Annotated in this window: 12 protein-coding genes and 1 pseudogene; 5 read left to right on the plus strand and 8 right to left on the minus strand. The window is 72.4% G+C overall.

Features of this window, described 5'->3' with window-relative positions; genetic code table 11:
• Positions 1-16: 16 nt before the first annotated feature.
• Positions 17-844, minus strand: coding sequence for a hypothetical protein (locus tag ACZ43N_RS13250; RefSeq protein ID WP_468097274.1), 828 nt, complete (start codon positions 842-844; stop codon positions 17-19).
• Between the two features lie 134 nt (positions 845-978).
• On the opposite strand from ACZ43N_RS13250, the gene ACZ43N_RS13255 reads away from it, so the two are divergent.
• Entirely contained in the window at positions 979-1,494 is a 516-nt protein-coding gene (locus ACZ43N_RS13255; protein WP_468097276.1) for a mycothiol transferase, read from the plus strand.
• Here the strand turns inward: ACZ43N_RS13255 and ACZ43N_RS13260 are convergent.
• From ACZ43N_RS13260 to ACZ43N_RS13280, 5 genes are all read right to left on the minus strand, one after another.
• Positions 1,476-2,546: an adenosine deaminase gene (locus ACZ43N_RS13260; protein ID WP_468097278.1), complete on the minus strand. Its 1,071-nt coding sequence runs from the start codon at positions 2,544-2,546 to the stop codon at positions 1,476-1,478. The two genes, ACZ43N_RS13255 and ACZ43N_RS13260, sit on opposite strands and share 19 nt — an antisense overlap.
• An 82-nt stretch (positions 2,547-2,628) precedes the next feature.
• A complete protein-coding gene (locus ACZ43N_RS13265) occupies positions 2,629-3,021 on the minus strand; it encodes a VOC family protein (protein WP_468097280.1) in 393 nt (130 codons plus the stop codon).
• A 234-nt stretch (positions 3,022-3,255) separates the two neighbouring features.
• The gene (locus tag ACZ43N_RS13270) at positions 3,256-4,554 is read right to left on the minus strand and encodes a hypothetical protein (RefSeq protein WP_468097282.1); all 1,299 of its coding nucleotides are present in this window, start codon (positions 4,552-4,554) and stop codon (positions 3,256-3,258) included.
• A gap of 170 nt (positions 4,555-4,724) precedes the next feature.
• Positions 4,725-6,092, minus strand: a complete 1,368-nt coding sequence (locus ACZ43N_RS13275; RefSeq protein WP_468097283.1) for a phospholipase — start codon at positions 6,090-6,092, stop codon at positions 4,725-4,727.
• A 101-nt stretch (positions 6,093-6,193) separates the two neighbouring features.
• The gene (locus ACZ43N_RS13280) at positions 6,194-7,081 is read right to left on the minus strand and encodes a glycoside hydrolase family 19 protein (protein WP_468097285.1); all 888 of its coding nucleotides are present in this window, start codon (positions 7,079-7,081) and stop codon (positions 6,194-6,196) included.
• A 389-nt stretch (positions 7,082-7,470) separates the two neighbouring features.
• Between ACZ43N_RS13280 and ACZ43N_RS13285 the strand changes: the two genes are divergently transcribed.
• Entirely contained in the window at positions 7,471-8,514 is a 1,044-nt protein-coding gene (locus ACZ43N_RS13285) for an acyl-CoA dehydrogenase family protein (protein WP_468097286.1), read from the plus strand.
• A gap of 102 nt (positions 8,515-8,616) precedes the next feature.
• Positions 8,617-9,264, plus strand: coding sequence for a dihydrofolate reductase family protein (locus ACZ43N_RS13290; RefSeq protein ID WP_468097287.1), 648 nt, complete (start codon positions 8,617-8,619; stop codon positions 9,262-9,264).
• Between the two features lie 240 nt (positions 9,265-9,504).
• On the opposite strand, the pseudogene ACZ43N_RS13295 reads toward ACZ43N_RS13290, so the two are convergent.
• Positions 9,505-10,094, minus strand: a pseudogene (locus ACZ43N_RS13295) (MMPL family transporter); the annotation flags it as partial.
• Positions 10,095-10,264: 170 nt separating this feature from the next.
• Here ACZ43N_RS13295 and ACZ43N_RS13300 point away from each other — a divergent pair.
• Entirely contained in the window at positions 10,265-11,794 is a 1,530-nt protein-coding gene (locus tag ACZ43N_RS13300) for an SDR family oxidoreductase (protein ID WP_468097288.1), read from the plus strand.
• A gap of 105 nt (positions 11,795-11,899) precedes the next feature.
• Entirely contained in the window at positions 11,900-13,267 is a 1,368-nt protein-coding gene (locus ACZ43N_RS13305; RefSeq protein ID WP_468097290.1) for a cryptochrome/photolyase family protein, read from the plus strand.
• A gap of 79 nt (positions 13,268-13,346) precedes the next feature.
• Here the strand turns inward: ACZ43N_RS13305 and ACZ43N_RS13310 are convergent, their stop codons facing one another.
• The gene (locus tag ACZ43N_RS13310) at positions 13,347-14,390 is read right to left on the minus strand and encodes a MerR family transcriptional regulator (protein ID WP_468097291.1); all 1,044 of its coding nucleotides are present in this window, start codon (positions 14,388-14,390) and stop codon (positions 13,347-13,349) included.
• Positions 14,391-14,437 lie beyond the last annotated feature (47 nt).

Genomic DNA, 14,437 nt, shown 5'->3' on the forward strand with positions numbered 1-14,437 from the left:
GGTTTCGGTCAGGCGGTCAGTCGGTCAGTCGGTCAGGGGCGCCCACTGCCGCTTCAGGGTGTCGTAACCGTAGTGGGGCAGGCCCTTGATGCCGGTCGTACGGAACGGGCGGCCGTGGTCGTCGATGCGGACCCGTGCCGGTACGCCCCTCGGAGGACCACTCCAGTTCCAGGTACCAACGGCAGTCGCACGCCTTGGTCTCCGCGCTGACCTGCAGCACCTCCGGATCCTCGGACGACACCTTGCAGGGCATGCGCACGGCCGGGATCGGTATGTCCAGATCACTGCCGTCGACCGGACGTGCGATGGGCGGGTTCTTGTCCAGGTCGACGTCGAAGTAGCGGGGGCTGACGCGTCCGCCACAACCCTGGTCCATCGCGTAGGCGTTGCCCTGGGCGGGGGTGGTGCGTCCGACGACGCGCACCCGCAGCGCCTTCAGGACCACCGCCGTGGACGACCGACCCTGCACCGAGACCTCCACGAGCGTCTGCCCGCCGTGCACCGCCTGCTGCGTCCCGGCCCGGACACCGGCGTCCTGCGGCGCCGGCGGCGGGGGCACCTGCTTCGGCGGCTTGTCGACTTCCACGGCGCCTGCATCGACGCGCAGAGCGGCCCGGCCAAGGGCGGCAAGCTCGCCGAGGAGCTGCGGAAGTACTACTTGACGGCCGATCTGCGCAAGCAGCTCGAGGCCTGGGAGGCGAAGAACCACGCGGACGGCGTCCTGCGCGCCCAGAACGTGCCCCTGTCGTTGGAAGGTCACCGACAACGGCACCGCGAACCGCACGGAGGCCGGGATCACCTCCACCTGGGGCAACGGCGAGAAGACCAGGCTCGTCGTCGACATGACCCGCGACGACCAGATCTTCCACATCGGCACCAAGGGAGCCGCGGGCAGCTGACGGGCAGGCCCCCGACCGACGGCGCGGGGAGCGGAGTGGGGGCGCTGCGGGCACGGCGACGATGGCCGATGGTGGACGTATGGATGTGAAGGACGTTCTCATCGACGCGTACGGCCGGATCAAGGAAGAGGTCCATGCCGCGGTGGACGGGCTGGCCCCGGAGGACCTCCACGCCCGCCCCGCCCCCGGCGCCAACTCCATCGCCTGGCTGGTGTGGCACCTCACCCGGATCCAGGACGACCATGTGGCCGATGTCGCCGGGCTCGACCAGGTCTGGCTGTCACAGGGCTGGGAGAAGCGCTTCGGGCTCGGGCTGCCTCGTCACGACACGGGATACGGGCACAGCGCCGCCCAGGTCGGGAAGGTGCGGGTCGACTCGGCCGACCTGCTGACCGGGTACTACGACGCCGTGCACGAGCAGACACTCGAATATGTGCGCGGGCTGACCGGCCGGCATCTCGGCCGCATCGTGGACGAGCGCTGGGATCCGCCGGTCAGCCTGGGTGTTCGCCTGGTGAGCGTCCTGGCCGACGATCTTCAGCATGTCGGCCAGGCCGCTTACGCAAGGGGTCTGCTTCAGCGCGCGGACGCGTAGCCCGGCAGCACGACGTCCCGGATCAGGGCGTTGCGCTCGTCGAACGGGACGAACGCGCTCTTGAGGGCGTTGACGGTGACCGTGCGCAGGTCGTCGAGGGTCCAGCCGGCCTCCTCGACGAGCAGGCCCATCTCACGGGTCATGGTGGTGCCGGACACCAGACGGTTGTCGGTGTTGAGGGTGACACGGAAACCGAGGTCCTTCAGGGCGGTGATGGGGTGCTCGGCGATGGATGTCGCGGCGCCGGTCTGGAGGTTGGAGGTGGGGCACATCTCCAGGGCGACACGGCGGTCACGGACCCAGGAGGCGAGGCGGCCGAGCTTGCCGTCGACGATGTCCTCGGTGATGCGGACCCCGTGACCGATGCGCTGGGCCCCGCACACCTGGAGGGCCTGGTGGATGCTCGGCAGTCCGTGCGCCTCACCGGCGTGGATGGTGAAGGGGACGCTCTCGCGGCGCAGGTGCTCGAACGCGGCCAGGTGGTCGGCGGGCGGGAAGCCGTCCTCGGCGCCCGCGATGTCGAAGCCGACGACCCCGGCGTCCCGGAAGGCGACGGCCAGGTCGGCGGCCTCCCGGACCCGGTCGAACATGCGCATCCCGCAGAGCAGCGTGCCGACGCGGACCGGGGTGCCCTGGGCCGCCGCCTTGGACATACCGGCGGCGAGGCCCTGCTGCACGGTCTCGACGACCTCGGGCAGGGTCAGCCCGCCCCTGGTGTTCAGCTCGGGGGCGTAGCGGACCTCGCCGTAGACGACACCGTCGGCCGCCAGGTCGAGCACGTACTCCTCGGCTGTCCGCAGCAGGCCCTCGCGGGTCTGCATCACGGCGAGGGTGTGCTCGAAGGTGGCTATGTACCGCACCAGGTCACCGGAGTTGGCGGCCTCGTAGAACCAGGCCGCGAGGCCCTCCGGGTCGGTCTCGGGGAGGGTGTGGCCGACCTCCGCCGCGAGCTCGACGAGGGTCGCGGGGCGCAGACCGCCGTCGAGGTGGTCGTGCAGGACGACCTTGGGGAGGCGGCGGAGGGTGTCGGCGTCGATGCGTGGCACGGTCATGGCGTTCGTTCCTCGGCAGGTGGTGCGGTGGGTGTGAAGCGGGTCGCCGGTCGGGCGGGGGGGCGGCTCGGGAGGCGGTGACTCAGTCGGCGGGCTGGAGGAGGTCCCAGCGGTTTCCGTACAGGTCCTCGAAGACGGCGACCGAGCCGTACGGCTCGTGGCGCGGCTCCTCCACGAACCTGACGCCCGAGGCCAGCATCCGGGCGTGGTCGCGGGCGAAGTCGTCGGTGTGGAGGAAGAAGCCCACGCGCCCGCCGGTCTGGTCACCGACCCGACCGCGCTGCGCCTCGTCCTTGGCCCTGGCGAGCAGCAGTCCGCTGCCCGTGTCCCCGGTGCCCGGCTCGACGACGACCCAGCGGCTGCCGTCGGGCCTCGGGGCGTCCTCGACGAGCCGGAAGCCGAGGGCCTCGGTGTAGAAGCGGATCGCCTCGTCGTAGTCGTCGACCACGAGGGTGACCAGAGCGATGCGTCTCATCGGTGGGCCTCTCGGGTGGGGCGCGGTTCGCGCGCGGGGCGGTGCGGTGATCTGCCGAGGTTCGCTCGGGGTTCCCGGGAGGTTATACGTAACACCCGCCGTACGGCAACTGGCGATTTCCCGGAGTGGCAAGACGGGCGCGACGCCCGGCGCGACACGGGCGGCGGGGCACGACGGAGGCCCCCTGCGGGGGCAGAGGGCCTCGGTAGCCGGTGAAGGTCGGGGACCGCGGTATCAGTCGCCCGGCGACGCCTTGCGGAGGGCGGCGATGCAGGTACTGAGCGCCTCCTGGAGTTCCTCGAGCCGCTGGAGCATGTCGTCCTCATAGATCGCGTCGAGGTCCACGGCGTCGTCGAGGGTCAGCTCCTCGAAGACCTTCGTCGCCTTCTGGAGGCTGCTGTAGAACTTCGTACGGCGTTCCTGGACCCGCAGCTCGGGGTTGGACTCGACGGTCTGGACGACGAGCTCCTTGACGGTGTCGTACGCCTCCGTCGCCCACTCGCCGGTGTCCTCGTCGTCATCCAGCTCGTCGATGAGGGAGAGGTGCCGCTCGGCCTCGGCGCGCAGTTCGGCGGGGGCATCGATGACCTGCCCGGCCGGCGTCTTGACCTGGCCGTTCTCCACGATCTGCCGGACGTACCCGATCCGGCCGGCCGCCTGGGTCTCGCTCGCGACCGCCTTCTTCAGCTCCTCGGTGCGCGCAATGTCACGGGCGAGTTCCGTCTGGAGGGACGGGTCCTCCTTGAGACGGTCGAGGAGCGCGGTGCGGGCCGCCTGGGCCGTTGAGGGATCGGCGAGGATCGCGGCGCGCAGCGCGGTGGGGTTCTCGGCGACCTCCAGGGCCTTGGTGGGGCGGATGCCCTCGGCCTCGGCCGCCGCGGTGATGGCGGTGCCCCGGTCGGAGGTCGCGCTGGAGCGGGAGCTGTAGTACGACAGCCACACGTCCGAGTCGGGCAGGTCGATCTCGGCGCCTGGGGCGAGCGCCTCGAAGTGCGGGACCATGCCGTCGTCGGCCGCCTTGTCCCAGGCCTTGTAGTACCGCATGACCCGCTCCGCCGAGCAGCCGGCCAGCTCGGCGAACCGCTTCGCGGAGACCTTCGCCGTCTCCCCGGGCAGCTCTCCGCCGGGCCGCACGCTGCGCGCCACCTTCAGCGCGAACGCCCAGCCGCCCGTCCGGGCGTACACCCCGAAGTCACGTGCGTCGCGGGCGACTTGCTCGTCCACGACGCCCTCGGGGCCCTCGGCGTCCCCGGCCCCGACGGAGTCGATCGCGGCGTCCGGGGCGGCCATGGCCGGGGCGGCGTCGCCCGGGACCTGAGCGGGCACCTGGCCGCCGGCCCCCTCGGACGGGGCCTCGCCGCCCGCCGCGTCCGACCGGGCACCGGCTTCGGCATCCGCATCGGCATCGGCATCGGCATCGGCGGCGCCCGGCTCGACCCAGATCCCCTCGTCCTGAGCCGGCACTCCCCCGGTCGCCGGCGTCTCGTCGGCGGGCGGTACGGCCGACGCGGAGTGGGCGGTGGCTACGCTCACGGATGACTCTCCCGAGTGGTGACGAACGACAGGGGCAGAACAGGCAGCCTATATGAACCGCTTGGGGCCGCTTTGCGCTCCGACCTCCGCGCCCCTCTGCCGCCCTTCGTCCCACCTGGAGGTGCCCGTAGGCACAGCACTTCAGTATGCGGTGTGGTCGTGCGACGACCTCACGGGTACGTGTACGTGTTCAGGGTCGCCACCGCCGACGCCGCGTTGCCCAGGTTGTAGTGGTCGACCGCAAGGAAGTTCGGCTTCTTGCGGGCGGCCGGCTGGCAGAAGCGCTGGGCCCGGTCGGCCAGCTTCACGTTGTCGTTGCCGGCCGTGGCCGTGATGCCCGCGTCGCGGAAGTGGTTCATGACGAACAGGGGCTTGAAAGCGGACTCGGTGCGGGTGAGCGGGATGTTGGTGTTGGCGTCGTACCAGCGGCTGTAGCAGGACCAGTCGGAGGAGCCGATGCCGCCACCCATGGACCAGTAGTTCTCGACGGTCCACTCCTTCTGGTACATGACGCCGAAGGTGTCCCGCGTGAGGCCGGCGGCCTGGTCGGAGGCGCGGCTGCGGTCGGTGAAGATCAGCAGACGGTCGTTGGCGGCGATCAGGTCGGCCATCTTCGGCCAGCCGTTGGTGCGCACACCGGTCCGGTCGGGCCGGTAGAGCACGTCGGACAGGCCGTTGACGCGGGCGAGTTCGGCGCGCAGGACGGCCGGGTCGACGTAGTCCTCGAGGAAGACGGTGAGGACCTGGTCCGGGTTCTGCTTGAGGAAGTCGACCATGCGCTGGATGTCCACCCACAGCGCCACGGGTCGGCCGACGAGGGTGCAGCTGTTGTGACAGAGGATCGCGCCGTCGGGGGTCTGGTGGATGTCCAACATGAATCCGCGTACGCCGTCGGCGAGTTGTTGGTTGATGCCGCGCGTCTGGTTGGGCACCAGGTTGACGAAGGGCGGCGCGAAACCGCCGTCGACGCCGTTGGCGTAGGCGTTGTGGGCGGTGAGGAACGTGACCTGGTCCAGGGTGCGTTGCCCGGCCGGCGGCATGGGGTTGGTGGCAGGGTCGACCGGTGTGAGGTACCAGGCGGCCAGGTCGCCGGCCCCGCCGGTGACCAGCTGCGCGGGGTGGTTGGCGCCGGAGGGCTTCGCGCCGACCGTGAGGTACCGCTCGGCGCCGGGGACCTTGAGCCGGTGCCGGCCGGACCCGTGGTCGATGATGTCCCAGGCGGCGTCACCGCTCGTGCAGGCGACCGTTCTGGCCTGGTCGCCGGAGCGGCCGAGACAGCTGCCCGCCGCGTCCTCGCTCTCCAGGACGTACGAGGTCCCGCTCGCCCGTAGTCTCCACTGCTGGCGGTCCTCGTTGCCCTTGGGCCGGTGCTGTTCCACCGCTCCCCCGCTGTCGGCCGCGTTGAGTCCGGTGATGGCGCTCTGCACGTAGTAGGCGCCCGGAGCGGGGACCGCGGCCGAGGCCGTGGGCGCGGGGGCGGCCACGACGGCGGCCAGCGCCACGGCGGCCGCGAGTGAAGTGGTACGTGGGCTTGGCATGGGGGGTGCCCTTCGTCGGGACGGGGACGGGGCCCGGCCGCCAGGCGAACCGGACCCCGGGTGGAAGTCAGGTGCATGACATCATGACCGAGGGGCCTCCGTCAGCAGTACAGGTTGCCGCCCGGCGAAGTCCCGAGGATCTGTACGAAACGCTGGTACGCGTTCACCCGGCTCTGCACCTGCGCCGGGTTCTTGCCGTCGCACTCCAGCGAACCGTTGATGCTGCGGATGGTGTGTCCGAAGCCCGCTCCGGTGACCATGGCGTTGTGGCCGGTCATGCTGCCGGGGCCGGTCTGGGTGTTCCAGTACCACAGGGCGGTCTTCCAGGCGACGGCCGCGTCGTTCTGCACCAGCCAGGGGTTGCCCAGCAGATTGAGGCCCAACGCGTCGCCGGCGGCCTTGTAGTTGAAGTTCCAGCTGAGCTGGATCGGGCCCCGTCCGTAGTAGGCCGCCTGTCCGGCCGGGCAGCCGTAGGGCCGGCTCCAGTCGCAGTAGGTGGGGTAGTTGGCGGTGTTCTGCTCGACGATGTGGACCAGCCCGCCCGTCTCATGGCTGACGTTGGCGAGGAAGGCCGCCGCCTCCTGCTTCTTGACGGTGTCGCTGCCGGTGGTGGCGAAGGCCGGGAAGGCGCTCATGGCCGCCCGCAGCCCGCTGTATGTGTAGAACGAGTTCCGGTTCGGGAACATCTGGTTGAACTGCGCCTCGCTCACCACGAACCCGGAGGGGTTGGCGGGGCCGTTCTCGCAGGCGTACGGCTCCCAGTACCAGGTGCTGATGGTGGGGTCGTAGCCCGGGTTGTCGTGCTCGGCGAGGTAGGCACGGCCGTCGGTGTAGCGGACGATGTCGCCGGTGACGTAGGACCGGCCGGCCACCCAGTTCGGGTAGCTGGAGCAGGGAGCGGCGCTCGCGCTCTGGGCGGGCAGCAGCAGGGGTGCGGAACCGCCGATGACCAGCGCGGTCAGCAGGGCGGAGAGACGGCGCCTCGACACGGGATCAACTCCTTCATGGGGCACGGCCGCACCCGGGCGAGGGCCCGAAGGGCATGACGGCGACGGACCTCGCGCGCACGCGCCGGCGGAGCCGGCCACGGTGCGGGGCGGCCGTGGTGGGGGGTGTGCCGACACACTCAACCGCGTTGGTCTGTACCAGTCAAGGGTGTAGACCAGTCAAGTCGTCCGCTCCCAGGTCACGGGCGCCGGGCCGGCGCTTCGGCGGGTGTCCACGCGACCGTCGAGGTCCAGGAGGCCCACCATGACAAGGAGTTCACCTGCCTTCGCCCGGCCTTTCCCGGTCGTTCTCCTCACCGGGCCGAGCGGTGTGCGGCCCTCCGGCCGAGGAAACGGTGATCTTCCGGTGCGGAGACGGGGAGAATCCTCCTATGACCACGTCACCGCATCCTCTCGTCGTCCGGGCGCGCAGTCTCGCCGCTGAAGTGCTGGCGCCTCAGGCCGAGCGCGTCGATCAGGAGCAGGTGCCCGCGAGCAGTATCGAGGCGATCAAGAGGTCGGGGCTGCTCGGGGTGAACGCGCCGCAGGCGTACGGCGGTTCGGGGGCGCCGAACTCCGTGGCGAGGGAGATCGCGGAGATCCTGGCGGGGGCATGCTGTTCGACGTGGTTCGTGCAGACCCAGCACTACACGCCCGTGCTGACCCTCGCCAGGACCGAACTCCCGGCCCGCGAGCAGCTGTTGGCGAAGCTGGCGACGGGTGAGCTGCTGTCGGGGGTGGCGTACGCGCATCTGCGGAGGTATCCGCAGGTTCCGGTCCGGGCCGTGCCCAAGCGCGGCGGGTGGCGGTTCCACGGAACGGTGCCCTGGTACACGGGGTGGGGGCTGAACGATGTGATGCTGCTGGCCGGGGTCACGGACGCGGACGAGGTGGTGTTCGCGTTCACCGAGGCCAGACAGCAGTCGGGGTTGAAGGCGTCGCCGCCGATGCGGCTGGCCGCGCTCACCGCCGCCCGCACCGTCTCGCTCCAGCTCGACGGGCTGTGGATCCCCGACGACGCGGTGGCCCTGCACACCCCGTACGAGAGCTGGGCGGAGGGGGACCGGCCGAAGCCGGCGAACGCCTCACCCGCGGTGTTCGGTGTCGCCGAGTCGGCCCTGGCGCTGCTCGACCAGGACGACCCCACGACGAAGGGGCTGCGACTGCGGCTGGACAAGGTGCGGCGGCAGGCGTACGCCCTCGCCGACCATCCCGCGCCGCACGAGCACATGAAGGAGCGGCTGGCGCTCAAGACGAAGGCGTTCGACCTGATGCGCACCGCCACGACCGCCGCGCTCGTCACCGGCGGCGGGCGCGCCCTGGCCCTGGACAACCGGGCCCAGCGTCTCGCCCGTGAGGCGATGTTCCTGCTCGTGCAAGGTCAGACGACGGAGGTGCGCCGGGCCCATCTGGGGTCACTGTCGGCCGCGTACTGAGTGGGCGACGCGATTCCGGGGCCATCATCGTTCCATGACCGAGCCGGCCCGACACGGCTCGAACGGCAGAGGACTCGAACGGCAGAGGAAAGGAGCGCGGCCATGTCACTCGCCCGCGTCCACAACTTCTCCATCTCGCTCGACGGTTTCGGAACCGGGGAGGGCCTGAGCCGTGACGCGCCGTTCGGCCACGCGGGAGAAAGACTGCACGAGTGGATGTTCGCCACCCGGTGGTGGCACGAGGTGACCGGCGGGCCGGGCGGGCGCGGCGGTCTCGACGACTCGTTCGCGCGGCGGTTCGCGCCCGGGATCGGTGCGGAGATCATGGGCGCGGGGAAGTTCGGCTATCCCGGATGGCACGAGAACCCCGAGTGGAAGGGGTGGTGGGGCCCCAACCCGCCCTTCCACACGCCGGCCTTCGTCCTCACCCGTCACCTGCGCCCGTCGATGGACATGGAGGGCGGCACGACGTTCCACTTCCTCGACGTCTCGCCCGCCGAAGCACTGGAGAGGGCCCGCGAGGCGGCGGGGGGCCAGGACGTCCGTATCGGCGGTGGCGCCACCGTGATCCGTGACTTCCTCGCCGCCCGGCTCATCGACCACATGCACGTGGTGGTGGTGCCGATCCTGCTCGGCCGAGGGGTACGCCTCTGGGAGGGGCTGGAGGGCCTGGAGAAGGACTACGAGGTCGAGGCCGTCTCCTCACCCAGCGGCGTCACGCATCTGACGTTCACCCGCATGGGCCTGTGACCGCCACGCCCGCGATCCGGGTGGGCCTGCGACTGTCACCCCGACGAATGTGAGTTCACGGGCCGTGGGCCCGGCCCCCGGCCGCCCGGGATCTGCGCTTGGCGTACGTGCGCGGGCGCGGGAGCTGGGCGCACGGACCGAGCACGACCCCGAGGGCCCGGTCCGCGCCCGCGCGCCGCCCGCGCGCCTGCTTCGGCAGGCCCTTGTCGTACCCGCGCGCCCGTCTCAGCCGCCATCGGCCGGGATGACGCCGTGCGCGGCGAAGGTCGCGGCGAGCACAACGCCCGCGGAGGCGATGACGCCGCCCGTGGTGACCAGCACGCGCAGCACACCGTGGCGCACGCCGTGCCGCAGGGACTCCTCGCGGACCCGGGACATCAGGAAGACGTTGTAGTCGACGCCCAGCGCGACCAGGAACACGAAGCCGTAGAGGGGCACGGACGGGTCGGTGCCGGTGAACCCGAAGACGTGCTGGAGGACGAGCGCGGAGACACCCATTGTGGCGAGGAGGTTCAGGGCCACCGTGGCGACCAGCAGCACGGGCAGCAGCAGGGAACGCAGCAGGCCGATCAGGACGAGGAGGATCACGGCGAGGACGACCTGGACGATCAGCGTGCGGTCGCGTTCGCCGGTGCGCAGGGTGTCGTACTGCTGGGCGGTATAGCCGCCGACGAGTGCGTCCGCGCCGGGCAGGGCGTGCAGGCCGGTGCGCAGCCGCGCCCGCCGTCCGCTTCGCGGCGTCGCTGTCCGCCGAGGCGGTGAGGGTGACGTCGATCCGGACGCGTCCGTCGACGACCCAGTGGCTCGCCACCGGGTCGCCCGGACCCGCTGACGGCGAGCCGCCGAGGCGACCCGTCACTGTGGCCACGCGGCAAGGGTAGTCGCCGTACGGATCACTCGATCACTCGATCGCGCGGCGCCGGGCCCGCCCGTGCATCCGGGACCGGCCCTTCGGGGGAAGTGATGTCCGGGGACGCCGACGCGGAGGGCCGAGGGAGCGATGACGGGAGAAGAGCACGGCGCCGGACCGCTGTGCCTGGTGACCGGCGCGACGGGATACATCGGCGGCCGGCTCGTGCCGGAGCTGCTGGAGGCGGGGCTGCGGGTGCGCTGTCTGGCCCGCTCCCCGGAGCGGCTGCGGGACCATCCGTGGGCCGGAGCGGTCGAGGTGGTCCGCGGGGACGTGACCGACACGGAGTCCGTCGCCCGGGCCATGCGCGGTGTCGACATCGGCTACTACCTGGTGCACGCGCTGGGCACGGGCGACGACTTCGAGGAGACGGACCGGCGGGCCGCACGGATCTTCGGCAAGCAGGCGCGCGCCGCGGGCGTGCGCCGGCTCGTCTACCTCGGGGGGCTCACCCCGTACGGCGTTCCCGAGGCAGAACTGTCGCCGCACCTGCGGTCCCGCGCCGAGGTCGGCCGGATCCTGCTGGACTGCGGCGTGCCCACGGCCGTGCTGCGGGCGGCGGTCGTCATCGGCTCCGGATCGGCCTCCTTCGAGATGCTGCGCTACCTCACGGAGCGGCTGCCGGTGATGGTGACTCCGAGCTGGGTGCACACGCGGATCCAGCCCGTCGCCGTCCGGGACGTGCTGCGCGCCCTGGTGGGCTGCGCCCGGTTGCCGGACGACGTCAACCGGGCCTTCGACGTCGGTGGCCCGGACGTCCTGACCTACCGCGAGATGATGGTCCGGTACGCGGCCGTCGCGGGGCTGCCGCACCGGCTCATCCTGTCCGTGCCGATGCTCACCCCCGGCCTGTCGAGCCACTGGGTCGGGCTGGTGACGCCCGTGCCGGCCTCGATCGCCCGGCCGCTCACCGAGTCGCTGCGGCACGAGGTGGTCTGCCGCGAACACGACATCGCACGGTACGTCCCGGACCCGCCCGGTCATCCGGTCGGCTTCGACGAGGCGGTGCGGCTCGCCCTGCGGCGGGTGCGCGAGGCCCGGGTGACCACCCGCTGGTCGTCCGCCTCCCTGCCCGGTGCGCCCAGCGATCCGCTGCCCACCGACCCCGACTGGGCGGGCGGCAGCCTCTACACGGACCGGCGCGAGCTGTACGTGGACGCCCCGCGCGCATCCCTGTGGCGGGTCATCGAGGGCATCGGCGGCGACAACGGCTGGTACTCCTTCCCGCTCGCCTGGGCCATACGGGGCTGGCTGGACCGGCTGGCCGGCGGGGTGGGCCTGCGCCGGGGCCGGCGGGACGCCAGCCGGCTGCGGGTGGGCGACTCGCTGGACTTCTGGCGGGTCGAGGAGATCGAGCGGGGGCGGCTGCTGCGGCTGCGGGCGGAGATGCGGCTCCCGGGCCTGGCGTGGCTGGAGATGTACGCCGACACGGACGACGCCGGTCGCACGGTGTTCCGCCAGCGCGCGCTGTTCCATCCGCACGGGCTGCTCGGTCACGCGTACTGGTGGAGCGTCGCCCCCTTCCACTCCGTCGTGTTCGGGGGCATGGCCCGCAACATCGCGCGGGCCGCGGTGTCGGACGCGGCCGCCCGCGCGCGGGAGCGGGCGCCCGCACCGTGACGCGTACCGGGAGGCCGCCGGTCACGGCCTCCGCCCGGCGCATCCATCGGACGCCGCTTCCCGGAAGCATCAGGTGATCCGTCTTCTCGCCCCCGGAGTCCCGCCATGAACGTCTCGGTCGTCCTGTTCACGTCGGATCTGCGTCTGCACGACCATCCGCCGCTGCGTGCCGCCCTGCAGGGAGCGCGCGAGGTGGTCCCGCTGTTCGTGCGGGACCGGGCCGTGGCGGAGGCCGGGTTCGCGGTGCCCAACCGGCTGGCGTTCCTCGCCGACTGCCTCCGCGATCTCGATACTGGGCTGCGGGAGCGGGGTGGCCGGCTCGTGGTGCGCTCCGGGGACGTGGTGGAGGAGGTGTGCAAGGTGGCCGCCGAGGCGGACGCCGACGAGGTGCATGTGTCCGCCGACGTGAGCGCGTACGCGCGGCGGCGCGAGGAGCGGCTGCGGCGCGCGCTGGAGGGGGAGGGCGTACGCCTGCACGTGCACGACACGGTGATGTGCGCGGTGGATCCCGGCGCGGTGTCGCCTGCCTCGTCCGACCATTTCGCGGTCTTCACACCGTACTTCGGGCACTGGTCTCGGCGTCGGCTGCGCGATCCGCTGGCCGCGCCGCGGACCCTGCGGGTGCCGGACGGGGTCGGCTCGGAGGGACTCCCGGCGCGCGACGGGCTGTCGGGATCGTCGCCGGGGCTGGCGGCGGGCGGGGAGAGGGAGGGCCGTGCACGGCTCGCCGCCTGGCTGCGGTCGGGCATCATCGCGTACGAGGAGCGCCACGACGACCTGGCGGGCGACGCGACCTCCCGGCTCTCCCCTCATCTGCATTTCGGCACCCTCTCCCCCGTCGAGGTGGTCCACCGGGCCCGCCGGGCGGGCGGCCCCGGCGCGGAGGCGTTCGTACGGCAGCTGGCGTGGCGGGACTTCCACCGTCAGGTGCTGGCGGCCCGGCCCGCGGCGGCGGCCGTGGACTACCGCGCCAAGCACGACCGCTGGCGGTCCGCGCCGGAGGAGGTCCGGGCCTGGCGGGAGGGCCGCACCGGCTACCCCGTGGTGGACGCGGCCATGCGCCAGCTCCTCCACGAGGGCTGGATGCACAACCGGGGCCGGCTCCTCGTCGCGAGCTTCCTCACCAAGACGCTGTACGTCGACTGGCGGGTCGGCGCCCGGCACTTCCTGGACCTGCTGGTCGACGGGGACGTGGCCAACAACCAGCTCAACTGGCAGTGGACGGCGGGGACCGGCACCGACACCCGCCCCAACCGGATCCTCAACCCGGTCACCCAGGCCAAGCGGTACGACCCGGACGGGGCGTACGTACGGCGTTGGGTTCCGGAGTTGGCGGACGTCGCCGGACCGGCCGTGCACGAGCCGTGGAAGCTCCAGGGCCTGGACCGTGCGGCAGTGGACTATCCGGACCCGATCGTCGACCTCACCGAGGGGCGGGAGCGATTCCTGCGCGGACGCACGGGAACGCCATAGGTCCCTCACGGCGTGCGACGCCCCGTGCGCCCGGCCCGTCCGGCGTCGAAGGACGGGTCGTCGCGGGCGCCGGGGCGGCTCAGGTGTCCCGGCCGTACAGGCCGGTCAGCACCTCGACCGCCTCGCCGAGGGCCGAGGGCCGGACCAATCCCTCCGAGGGACGCCCGTGCCAGCCGGGGCCGCCCAGTACGACGAGGGGCCGGCGGCGGGCGCCCTTCACGCCCCAGCGCGCGGCGGCTACATGGCGGGCCAGGGGCACGCTCGCCGTGGAGCGGGCCTGCGCCCAGAGAACGACGGCGGTCGGGCCCAGCCGGTCGACCGCCGCGACGAGGGCCTCGGCGGGGACGGCGGCACCGAACATCCGGGTGGGCAGGCCCACTTCGCCCAGAGCGGCGTTGAGTGCCTCCAGCGGGAGGGTGTGCTCCTCGCCGGGCACACAGGCGAGGACCACCGGGCCCGGCACGGCGGTGTGCTGCCGGGGCGCGGCCGGCCGGGCCTGGCGTCGCAGGGTGGTGGAGACATGCCAGGACAGCAGGTGCTCGACCTCGACGTAGCGGTCGCCCGACGACTCCCATTTGCGGCCCACCGCGTGCAGCGTCGGCACCATCACCTCCTGCCAGGCGGTCGTGACGCCGTACCGCTCGACGACCCCGGCCAGCCGCTCCTCGACGGCCGGCGCGTCGAGCCGTACGGCGGCGCGGGCCAGCCCCCGGCACTCCCGGCGCACGTCGGCAGGGAGCGGAAGGCCGGGCTGGACCGGCTGGACGGCCGCGGCCGACGACTGGGGTCGCACCGGTTCGGGCGGCAGTGCGCCGCCGGCCGCTTCACCCGGGTCCCCGCCGTCCTCCCACCCGTCGCGGGCTCGCTCTCCCGTGCCCTTCCTCGCGGCGCGCGCGGCCTCCGCCGTCGGCACCCCGGCGGAGGTCAGGCGGCACATCGTCTCGACCATCGCGACGTCCTGCGGGGTCCAGCGCCGGTGCCGCCCGTCGGGGCGGACCGCGGGCCCGATGCCGTAGCGCCGGTCCCAGGAGCGCAGGGTCGTGGGCGACACGCCCAGTCTGCGCGCCACGGCTCCGGTGGTGAGCCCCGCGTCGACGGGGTTTTCGTCCCCGAATGCACCCATGGGACGACTATACGATGCAGAAGCGATGCGGGCTGTGGACGCTTCGT

This window comes from Streptomyces sp. NPDC030814 (assembly GCF_055572155.1).

Coding starts and splice junctions, on each gene's coding strand:
- ACZ43N_RS13250 (WP_468097274.1), bottom strand. CDS start 844: ATGTCGACGACGAGCCTGGTCTTCTCGCCGTTGCCCCAGGTGGAGGTG.
- ACZ43N_RS13255 (WP_468097276.1), top strand. CDS start 979: ATGGATGTGAAGGACGTTCTCATCGACGCGTACGGCCGGATCAAGGAA.
- ACZ43N_RS13260 (WP_468097278.1), bottom strand. CDS start 2,546: ATGACCGTGCCACGCATCGACGCCGACACCCTCCGCCGCCTCCCCAAG.
- ACZ43N_RS13265 (WP_468097280.1), bottom strand. CDS start 3,021: ATGAGACGCATCGCTCTGGTCACCCTCGTGGTCGACGACTACGACGAG.
- ACZ43N_RS13275 (WP_468097283.1), bottom strand. CDS start 6,092: ATGCCAAGCCCACGTACCACTTCACTCGCGGCCGCCGTGGCGCTGGCC.
- ACZ43N_RS13285 (WP_468097286.1), top strand. CDS start 7,471: ATGACCACGTCACCGCATCCTCTCGTCGTCCGGGCGCGCAGTCTCGCC.
- ACZ43N_RS13290 (WP_468097287.1), top strand. CDS start 8,617: ATGTCACTCGCCCGCGTCCACAACTTCTCCATCTCGCTCGACGGTTTC.
- ACZ43N_RS13300 (WP_468097288.1), top strand. CDS start 10,265: ATGACGGGAGAAGAGCACGGCGCCGGACCGCTGTGCCTGGTGACCGGC.
- ACZ43N_RS13305 (WP_468097290.1), top strand. CDS start 11,900: ATGAACGTCTCGGTCGTCCTGTTCACGTCGGATCTGCGTCTGCACGAC.
- ACZ43N_RS13310 (WP_468097291.1), bottom strand. CDS start 14,390: ATGGGTGCATTCGGGGACGAAAACCCCGTCGACGCGGGGCTCACCACC.